General features: G+C 25.3%; 10 protein-coding genes. 1 reads left to right on the top strand and 9 read right to left on the bottom strand.

The features are described 5' to 3' along the window. Window positions 1–52 precede the first annotated feature (52 nt). Window positions 53–448: an Rrf2 family transcriptional regulator gene (locus QZ321_RS10090; RefSeq protein ID WP_291742090.1), complete on the bottom strand. Its 396-nt coding sequence runs from the start codon at window positions 446–448 to the stop codon at window positions 53–55. A gap of 152 nt (window positions 449–600) precedes the next feature. Here QZ321_RS10090 and QZ321_RS10095 point away from each other — a divergent pair, with 152 nt between their 5' ends. After that, window positions 601–1,038: a globin domain-containing protein gene (locus QZ321_RS10095; protein WP_291749439.1), complete on the top strand. Its 438-nt coding sequence runs from the start codon at window positions 601–603 to the stop codon at window positions 1,036–1,038. Between the two features lie 95 nt (window positions 1,039–1,133). Here the strand turns inward: QZ321_RS10095 and QZ321_RS10100 are convergent, their stop codons facing one another. From QZ321_RS10100 to QZ321_RS10135, 8 genes are all read right to left on the bottom strand, one after another. Beyond that, on the bottom strand, window positions 1,134–2,300 hold the full coding sequence (locus tag QZ321_RS10100; RefSeq protein WP_291749482.1) for a cation:proton antiporter: 1,167 nt from the start codon (window positions 2,298–2,300) through the stop codon (window positions 1,134–1,136). Between the two features lie 305 nt (window positions 2,301–2,605). Continuing rightward, a complete protein-coding gene (locus QZ321_RS10105) occupies window positions 2,606–4,807 on the bottom strand; it encodes a histidine kinase dimerization/phospho-acceptor domain-containing protein (RefSeq protein ID WP_291749436.1) in 2,202 nt (733 codons plus the stop codon). 282 nt (window positions 4,808–5,089) lie between these two features. Next, window positions 5,090–5,317, bottom strand: a complete 228-nt coding sequence (locus QZ321_RS10110) for a hypothetical protein (RefSeq protein WP_291749433.1) — start codon at window positions 5,315–5,317, stop codon at window positions 5,090–5,092. A gap of 101 nt (window positions 5,318–5,418) precedes the next feature. Then, window positions 5,419–6,099 (bottom strand): hypothetical protein, encoded by a 681-nt coding sequence (locus tag QZ321_RS10115; protein ID WP_291749431.1) that lies wholly within the window; start codon window positions 6,097–6,099, stop codon window positions 5,419–5,421. Between the two features lie 26 nt (window positions 6,100–6,125). Continuing rightward, window positions 6,126–6,737, bottom strand: coding sequence for a matrixin family metalloprotease (locus QZ321_RS10120; protein ID WP_291749428.1), 612 nt, complete (start codon window positions 6,735–6,737; stop codon window positions 6,126–6,128). 243 nt (window positions 6,738–6,980) lie between these two features. Next, window positions 6,981–7,487 (bottom strand): Rpn family recombination-promoting nuclease/putative transposase, encoded by a 507-nt coding sequence (locus tag QZ321_RS10125; RefSeq protein ID WP_294196740.1) that lies wholly within the window; start codon window positions 7,485–7,487, stop codon window positions 6,981–6,983. A gap of 118 nt (window positions 7,488–7,605) precedes the next feature. Beyond that, window positions 7,606–8,310 (bottom strand): response regulator transcription factor, encoded by a 705-nt coding sequence (locus QZ321_RS10130; RefSeq protein ID WP_291740204.1) that lies wholly within the window; start codon window positions 8,308–8,310, stop codon window positions 7,606–7,608. A 130-nt stretch (window positions 8,311–8,440) separates the two neighbouring features. Beyond that, entirely contained in the window at window positions 8,441–8,950 is a 510-nt protein-coding gene (locus QZ321_RS10135) for a DedA family protein (RefSeq protein ID WP_294196742.1), read from the bottom strand. Window positions 8,951–9,021: the final 71 nt, after the last annotated feature.

Here is a 9,021-nt window from a genome sequence, read left to right on the forward strand (position 1 = left end):
TGCTAGAAAACTAAAATATATCTAGCAAAGCTTTTTTAATACATTATTTTATTTATAATATATCCTTCAATGTATAATTCGATATTTCCCTTATAAATCCATTTAAAGATTTACAAATAATATTTTTAAGTTTACATTGACCATTTATTAAAGGACATAATCCTCTTTCACTCATACATTCAACTAAGCTTAAATTTTCTTCTGTTAGTAATAATACCTTTCCTAGATTAATTTCCTCTGGTAATAATCCTAATTTAAGACCTCCATTTCTTCCTTTAGTTGATATTATATATTCTGTTTTTGCTAATTTATTAATAACTTTCTTTAAATGATGTGTTGATATATTCAACTCATCTGCTAATTTATCAACTGTACAATTCTCACTTTGATTTTTGGCTAAATATATTAATGCTCTAAATGCATAATCAGTAAATTTTGATAACTGCATGAATAAATCTTCCTTTCTCTTAAGTTAGAAAAATTATACCACAATTTAAATGTGCATTTTACTTGCACATTTATTTTTAATATGTTATATTAACTTTAAAGGCAAGAATAATAATTATTAATTAATAGTTTTTATATAAAGGAGATAAATTTATGTTAGATCAAAAAACAATAGATATAATAAAAAGTACAGTTCCAGTTTTAAAAGAACATGGATTAGAAATAACTACTACCTTCTATAAGAATATGTTTAAAAATAACCCTGAAGTAAAGAAATTATTTAATATGGATAAACAAGCTTCAGGTGAACAACCAAAGGCATTAGCTATGACTATATTAGCTGCAGCACAAAACATAGATAACCTTCCAGCAATTTTACCAGTTGTAAAAAAAATTGGTGAAGTACATTGTAATTGTAATGTTACTGAAGAACATTATCCAATAGTTGGTTCAAACTTATTAACTTCAATTAAAGAAGTTTTAGGTGATGCAGCAACTGATGAAGTTATTGAAGCTTGGGGTAAAGCTTATGGAGTTATTGCTAAAATATTTATAGATGTTGAAAAAAAAATTTACGAATCAAGAAAATAATAAAAAGACATTACACTAAACTAACATTATATATTATTTTAAAAAAGAAACTGAATCATATTGAATAAAAAAATTCAATATGATTCAGTTCTTTTTTAACACTTATATGCCCTTTTAAGTAATATTGGAGTAATTATAGTTGTAATAATTACCATTATTATTATTGAGGGTAAAAAGTAACTATTCATTATTCCAAGTTTCATTCCTTTATTTGCAACAATAAGTGCAACTTCACCTCTTGATATCATACCTATTCCAATTTGAATTACCTCACAGTTTGAATATCCACATAATTTTGCTCCAATTCCACATCCAATAATCTTAGTTAAAATGGCTACTATAATTAATACAATAGTCATAACTACAACTGATATACTCATTTTAGGAATAGTCATATTTATTCCTATACTTGCAAAAAATATAGGAGATAATAACATATACGATATTATATCAAATCTGTTTGCTATATATGATGTTTCCTTATTCTTTGATAATATAACTCCTGCAATAAATGCCCCCGTTATATCTGCTACGCCAAAAAACTCCTCTGCCAAAAATGATAGTAGTAAACAAATTACAAATGCTCCAATAACAAATCTTCTTTTATCAATATTATATTTGCTTATCCATTTATCAAAAAATACATATAATAAGTATCCAATAACAAGTGAAAATGCAAGAAATCCTAAAATCTTTATAATTACTATCCAAATATTAATTGAACTATCTGCTAAACTACTTACCAATGTTAAAACTAAAATACCTAAAACATCATCTATTACAGCTGCCCCTAATATTACATTAGCTGATTTTTCTGATATTTTTCCAAGTTCCTTTAAAGTTTCAACAGTTATACTAACAGATGTGGCTGTTAAAATTGTACCTATAAATACATTTTGTAATAACTCACTTACAGTTGTTAAACTTCCATCATTAAAAATATATGCAACTATAGTTCCACCAACTAATGGAATTATAACTCCTAATAAAGCTATTATAAATGAATGTTTTCCCGTACTTTTTAATTTACTTATGTCACTTTCCAACCCAGCTGTAAACATAAGTACTATTACTCCAATTTCTGCCATCCTAGTTATAAAATTTGTTTCATGTAATATATTAAGAACCGATGGCCCTAAAATCACCCCTGCAAGTAATGCTCCAACAACTTGAGGTAAATTAAATCTTCTTGTTACTAATCCCAAAAGTTTTGTACTTAATAATATTAGTGCAATATCTAATAAATATTTATACGACATAATAGCCACCCCTTCCTATATAGGAATTTCTTAAATCTAATATGTATATATATTTAATTAATTTTTAATTTATACTTATTTTATAAATATAACTATAAATATTAATAAATTTTATTTTATATATTAATATAGTTTAAAAAACAAAAAGAACCTATAATTAGATGAATTTTATCTTATAAACATCTATCTTATAGGTTCCTTTTTGATTAAATTTAAATATATATTTTTTAAAACTTTAAAATTACATTTTACTTTTTAATTACAATAGAAATATTAAATCAATTTTATAATTTTTTAATATGAATCTCTTATTTTAAAAATTTTATTTTTACCTTAAATAAGTCTCCATCTACACTAATATTAAAAGTTCCTCCTTGAAGTTCAACAAAGCTTTTTGCAATTGCAAGACCTAAACCTGCTCCTTCAGTATTTCTCGATTCATCTCCTCTTACAAATCTTTCTGCTATTGTATCTACATTAAATGTTATTTCTTCTGCCGCCATGTTTTTCATTATTATTTCAACTTGTTCTTCATTTTCAATAATATCAATAAATACTCTTGTGTTTGGCATTGCATATTTGGTCATATTAATTACTAAATTTTCAAATACTCTAAATGTTCGTTGACTATCTAAATGTAAGATTACTTTTCCTTCTGGCATATTTTTTCTAACTACTAAGTTTGCTTCTTCAATTTTATCTTCTAATTCTAATATTGTTTGTTTCATTAAAGCTACAACATCAACATCTTCTATATTTAAATTTATATTCCCACTACTTGCTTTGCTCATTTCAAATAAATCTTCTATTAAAACTTGAAGCCTTTGAGCCTTTTTATCTAAGATTTCTGTATATTGGTTTCTCTTCTCTTCTGATAAATTTTCATCTTTTAAAAGGTCTATATAAGTAATTATTGCAGTTAATGGAGTCTTTAAATCATGTGATACATTTGATATTAAATCCGTCTTCATCTTTTGACTTTTAACTTCTTCATTAACAGCCTTTTTAAACCCTTGTTGAATTTTTTCTAAATCACTTTTAAATGGTTCAAATAATCCTAAATCCTCTTCTATCTTTACATCTAAATTTCCTTCTGCAATTTTGCTTGTTGCTTCCCTAAGCTTACTATACTTTTCACTTATTTTATCAACATACCTTCTTATTACAAAGAATAAAACTACTGAATAAAGTATAACTACAGGAATTCCAAAAAACCAAATAGAAGTTATTATTAATAATATTGCTCCATTTATTGCTAATAATTTTATTATTAACTTATTATTCTTTTCACTTAAATCTACTTTTGTTACTTCATCTAAAACACTCTTTATAATTCTAATACCAAACATTATTACTTTTCCAACAATAGTTCTTGTTTTTATATAGTTAACTAATCCAACATTAAATATATATTTAATATTTAATATAAAGAAAAATACTACTGAATAAGTTAATACCCATATTATAAAATTAAACGTCCATATAGTTTTATCAGAAACAGCTAAACTAGGAATTATTTCTTTAAACCCAGATTGTAAATCTCCATTTAAAGTTGCTCTAACAAGTTGACCAGACAATGCTCCTAATGCCACGATTGCAAAACCTACAATAATAATCCAAATTTCAAATGGAATATTATTTAATTTCTTAAATAATCCTGTAAACTTTACCTTATTAATAGGAAATATTAAAGCTATTAATACTATAACTCCTGCAATTGCAAATGCTGTAGCTGCCCCCATAGATTGATATACATCTAAATCAGCATTTTCTATTCCCCATTTAATACTATCTGAAAATTTAATTGCCTTAGGTACTGCATAAATAAATGTTATATCAGTAATTGGTTTAACTTCTATATTAAAATATCCCTCACTGTAATCATGGTAAGAACTTGAATTATCTTTTCTTATATTAATTAATGATGTTTCTATATTGAACTTTAATTTTTCTTTGTCAGCACCAATAACTTCACCAACGCTTAAATTACCACTACTATCAAATTTAACTTCTGCATAAAATTGATATTCATCTTTATTTATACTTGATGAATCAAAATTATTGTTTTCAAATTTTATATCTCCATTTAAAGTTGTGTAGCTTTTACCATTTATAAGATTATAATAATAATATTTCAAATTACCAGACTTTAAATTTTTATTCCAACTTAAAAATCTCCTATTAAATATATTTATATTTTCAGATAATTCATCTTGTATATCAAACTCTAAATTTAAGTTTTCTGTTTTTTGTTCTAAATCTATCAAAATCTCACTTGCACTTTGCTTTTCATTTTCTTTAATAGAATCATAATATAATGCATAACTTGATTCTGATATAGTATCTGCAAATCCATACTCATTAAAATAATTTGCTTTTTTATCTTTTGCCACATCATTTATTTTTTTATAAGATTTACACATTCCAAGAGATGCTGTAAATATCATTAATACTATTAATAATGTAACTATTATACCTCTTCTTTTATAAACCTCTTTATTAATTTCCATTATATTTGCCCCTCCAACTATCATTTTTAGATTTAAAATTTAAATTCCTTCACCCCATTTTTATAATTAATATTATATACCTCTATATCTTTTTGACGTCAAAATTTATTAATATTACCTTGTAACTATATAGTAATTCATTTTTATAAAAATTAACTTATACAAATTCTAAAGTTTTTCTAAAGAAATTAGAATAATAATATTAAATGCCTAGCAAACTTATTAATGCCCATTAACCAAATAAAAAACTCCAATCATATATTATTATGATTGGAGTTCTTTTTATTTTATTTCATATATATAACCTGAATTAGTATCAATAGTTACTTCAGCTGAAAACTCATCCATTAAGTTTTCAACATTGGAGATTTCACCAGTTAAAGTTTCTAGTATTATATTGTCAGAGCTAAAATTAGAATCAGCTAATGTAATATTAGAAAATATAGATAAAAATGTTATTACTATAGCTAATAAAGACATGGTCATTTTATTTTTATTAAATTTTACCATACATGCAATCCTCCTTTAATTTTAAAAATTATATATCATTCTATAATAACATATATATTAAAAAAATACATCTTCTACTAAAATACACGTTAAAAACAAATTTATTTTAAATTCATTAAATCGTCTAAAGTTATATCTTCTGTTAAAAACATACTTTGAGGAGTAACAACTGTAGTATTAGATTTTGCATCTTTATTTAAAATAAATCTTCCTTGGAAATCACCAGTACCAACATACGCATCTTCTACAACTGGACCATCATATTTTTGAAGCAATAAAACTGAACTTGTGCCTTCTTTTAAAACCCTAACACCTTCCATAGCAACTTCATACTTTTTCCCAATTTTATCTTTTAAATATTTTTCTACTTCTTCTGGATCTTCAAATGATTTTATATCTTCCTCATTTCTCTTAAACTCTGAAATACCACCAGTTTGTAATACTTTTATTGTATCTCCAACAGATACATCCCCTTTTACTACCTCATCAATTTTAAATTTAGATATTGTAAATGTTAAATCATGATAATCAACATATTCATTTTCAATAATTGTTCCTTTTACAACAACTTCACTATCATTGTTAATTTTACCTAAGGTATCATAACAATTTACTAATTTTCCAGAGGCCTCTACAACCGGTATATCCTCTCCCCCATTTAAATTTTCAGTTTCATTATTAATTGTAACATTATTATTTAAAGCAGATTCTTTAGCAGTACATCCAACTAAACTTGCTATACTTATAGATAAAATTATAATGCTTAATATTTTCTTTTTCATATTTCATCACTCCAATTTAATATTTTTTAATACATTGATGTTACTTCATCTAAATCAGCCTTATTTGGTGCAATTGGTTGTGGCCAATTATCATACATAACACTATTACGATTACTAGTGTGTGCAAGTCCAAAGCAATGTCCTATTTCATGTGAAGCAACATGTTCTCCAACTGAACCTTGTGAACTAACATAAAAAGGCTTACCTCCTACATATGGATAAGAATTCATTTTTATCTTATTCCATCCCCAGTTTTGATTTGGAGCAGCACCCTCTGGCACCAATTGAGTTTGGTATAACATATAAATAGTTACTCCATAATAACCTGTTTTTCCATAGTTGTCATAGTAAACATCTAAATCACTATTTTTTTGTACGCTAGTTTTCTTATAGGATATTGGAGTATAAGTTAGCCCCCCATTACTATTAACCCATTTATTCATAGCAGTATCAAAAGCTAATACGTGTGATTGTGCTATTCCACCTGGATTTGATACATAATAATACCTAGGATTATTACCATAATTGCCTACACCACCATTAAGCCTATAAGGAAAATGAGCTGCATTTGCATTAATACTTGGCATTATAATGAGTGATGAAACTAAAAGTGATGAAATTAATTTTTTAATTTTCATTTTAAATCCCCCCTATTTATTTTGTTTTACAAATATAATTATATATCTTTTTCTTTTCAAAATATGTCATATTATGACATGCAATTTACTTTTATTTTCTACATTTTTTTCAATTGAAATGATTTCATAATAAATAAAATACATAATTTGTATTTTATTTATTATAATTTTATAGTGCTATTTTTAGATAATAAGATAATAAAAAAAGAACTCGATAAAATATAAATCGAGTTCTTTTTTTATCTACAATAATTTTTCTATCTCACTTATATCTAAGCCTGTTATACTAGAAATAGTATTTATATCTAAACCTGCTTCCAAAGATTTTCTAGCCACTTCTATTTTACCTTTTTCTTCTGCATTTTCCAATGCACTTATTTTATCCAATAATGCTGCTCTTCTATCTTCATACTTCATTCTTTCTTTATCGTTTGCACTTAATCTAAATAACTCATCTTTTGCTTCTTTTATTTCTTGTATTGTCATTTCTGCTTTTTCAAGCTTATTGCTAATAGGATTTTCTATAAATTTATCTTTATTGGTTTTTGCCTTTATATCTAATCTGCTAAATTTATCCTCTATAGATTCTTTTTCTATATCAGTATTCATTATTTGAACTGATTTTATTAGGTCTTTTGGCTTTATTACTGCATTTAAAAATGAAATTAATATCTTAGGATTTCTTTCATTTCCAAAGATTCTTTTGAAAACAAAATCTATTTTAGGACTTAATATCTCTAATCTAGTCAAATATTTCACTCCTTCCATATATATATCTTAATTATACTATATGAAAAATAATTAAATAAACATAATATCTACATTCTCTTTAAAAAAGAAGACTATCCTAGATTCTCAATACTATTTTTTATTGCTTTTCAATCTTATACCCAACTCCCCATACTACCTTTAAGTATTTTGGATTTTTAGGGTTAATTTCTATCTTTTCTCTTATCTTTCTTATATGAACCATTATTGTGTCTGTATTTATTGCTTGTTCATTCCATACTTTTTCGTAAATTTCATCAGCAGCAAAAACTCTTCCTGGATTTTTTATAAGTAATGCTAATATTTTAAATTCAATTGGTGTTAGCTTTACAGGTTTTTCATCAACACTAACCTCTTTAGTATCAAAGTTTAATTCTAACCCTCCAACGCTATATACATTTTCCTTAACTTCTGGTTCTTTTACAAGTTTTAAAAATTTTGAGTATCTTCTAAGTTGAGAATTAACTCTAGCTAATAATTCAAGCGGTCTAAAGGGCTTAGTTACATAATCATCTGCTCCAATATTAAGTCCCATTATTTTATCCACTTCCTCTGACTTTGCAGATAACATTATTACAGGAAAATCATATTTTTCTCTAAGCTTCATAACAAAAGTTATTCCATCCATTTTAGGCATCATTACATCAACTATTGCTAAATGAACAGTTTCTTTATTTAAAACTTCCAATCCTTCTATTCCATTATTAGCTATAAAAACATTATATCCTTGATTTGTTAAATAAGCCTGTATAGCAATTGCTATATCATTTTCATCTTCAACAATTAAAACATTATACAAAAAAATTCCCTCCCTTTTATTTTGCTAATATTTTCAAATACTATATTAAAAATAATTTTTAATTTCTAAATAATTAAAATAAATATCCCTCATTAGAAAGAATTTCACTTCTTACTTATGAGGAATATTTATTTACCTAACTTATATACTTTAAAATACCTTCACCTAAAATATATCCTGCTGAAATAAATACACCGTTCCAAATAAATATTCCAAGAGCTGAATATATTGTGTATTTGAAAAAATTCATTTTAAGTACTCCTGCTGGTATTGCAATTATAGTTCTTGCAACTGGAATAAGTCTACTTACAAATACTCCAACATGACCTTTACTTCTTAAATATTCTAACTTATTGTGTATATAATTCTTTTGTTTTGGAAATTTATTAGTGTATTTATCTAACAAAAAGTTTCCTCCATAAAACCCTAAAAAGTATAAAACCCAGCTTCCAATTACTCCAGCAATAACTGATAATATTAATACAAAAGGAAAATTCATTTCTCCCCTAGATACCCACAATCCTGCTAATGGCATTATTATTCCTGCAGGAAGCCCTGGCAAATTTAAATATTCTAAAAATACTATTATAAATATAAACAATACACCATACTGCGATAAATAACTTAAAATACTATTAGCATCCACTTAATTTAACCGTTACTGAAAACTTATAAAAATCTATAAAAAATTATAAAATCTTATGTTTCATTCCTTTT

It is taken from the genome of uncultured Clostridium sp. (assembly GCF_910588715.1).
Taxonomy (GTDB): Bacteria; Bacillota; Clostridia; order Clostridiales; family Clostridiaceae; genus Clostridium.